This window comes from Streptomyces rugosispiralis (assembly GCF_024505145.1).
GTDB classification, from domain to species: domain Bacteria; phylum Actinomycetota; class Actinomycetes; order Streptomycetales; family Streptomycetaceae; genus Streptomyces; species Streptomyces rugosispiralis.
Genome location: NZ_JANIAA010000164.1, coordinates 1 through 1,281, shown reverse-complemented (window position 1 = coordinate 1,281; position 1,281 = coordinate 1). Strand labels below are relative to the sequence as shown.

General features: G+C 68.0%; 1 protein-coding gene. It reads right to left on the bottom strand.

Annotated features, from left to right (window positions below; translation table 11 throughout):
- Nucleotides 1–1,275, bottom strand: a 1,275-nt coding sequence (locus tag NP777_RS46855; protein WP_256656317.1) for an acyltransferase domain-containing protein, incomplete at its 3' end; no start/stop codon positions are given.
- Nucleotides 1,276–1,281: the final 6 nt, after the last annotated feature.

The window sequence follows — 1,281 nt, the reverse complement described above, 5'->3', positions numbered from 1 at the left end:
AGTGACCAGCGCGGCACCACGCCCACACCACATGGTCGGTGCCTCACCACCCGCGTCACCGACCGGCGTCGCCCGCTCCAGACGGGCACCCCATGTACCCGTGGCACGAATCGCCACCTGATCCTCACCAGTGCCCCCGACGAGAACGCCGACCAGCGCGCCCCCAACGCGATCGTCCATTTCGGCAGGCAGATCGACCAGCCCACCCCAACGGTCCGGATGCTCCAAACCGATCACACGGCCAAGACCCCAGATTCCCGCCTGATCAGGGTCGACCAGATCTCCGTCGACCACCGAGACCGCACCACGAGTGACACACCACAACGGCGCATCGACCCCGGCCGCCACAAGGGCCTGGAGCAATAGCACCGTGGCCTCGACCGACAACAACGACACCACACCCGCGACCGGACCGGCACTCAGCTCCACCGTCGTCACAACTCGCGCATCGGCCCCCGCAGCCCGCAGCACGGCGACCACGTCGTCTCCGCCCTCGCCCACCACCAGCCAGGTACCGCGCAGACTCGGCTGCCCAGAAACGGCCCCGATCGGGGACCAGTCGAGGCGGTACCGCCAGGACTCGACCAGCGACCTCTCCTGGTGATGGCGCCGCCAGGACGAGAGGGCGGGCAGGGCGGCGCTGAGCGGCTGTTCAGCATCAATACCGAACGAACCGAGATCCCCACGCTCGACCGCATCCCAGAACGCCGCGTCCACCACACTCGTCGCAGGCTGCTCAGGGGACGACTCCAGCCAGAACCGCTGCCGTTGGAACGCATAGGTGGGGAGATCGACCCGCCGACCGCCGGGGAACACCGCCCCCCAGTCGACCTGGATGCCCCGGACATACAGCCCGCCCAAAGCCGCCATAGCCGCAGTCGGTTCCGGACGATCCCGGTGAAGTACCGACACACCATCGCCATCGGCCAGCGCGGTCAACGTGCCGTCCGGCCCCAGCTCCAGGAACGAACCAACCCCAAGCTCGCGGAGGGTGCTCAACCCATCGGCGAACCGGACCGTCTCCCGCACATGACGCACCCAGTACCCCGGCGAGCACAACTCCTCACCCGCCACCACACCCGACACGTTCGACACCACCGGCACACTCGGAGCACGGAACTCCACGCCCTGAAGCACCTCGCCAAACTCGGCCAGCATGCCGTCCATACGAGCCGAATGGAACGCATGACTCACCCGCAACCGCCGCACCCGCACCCCACGCCCAGCCAACACATCCACAACCGCCTGAACCGCACCCTCATCACCCGACAGCACCACCGC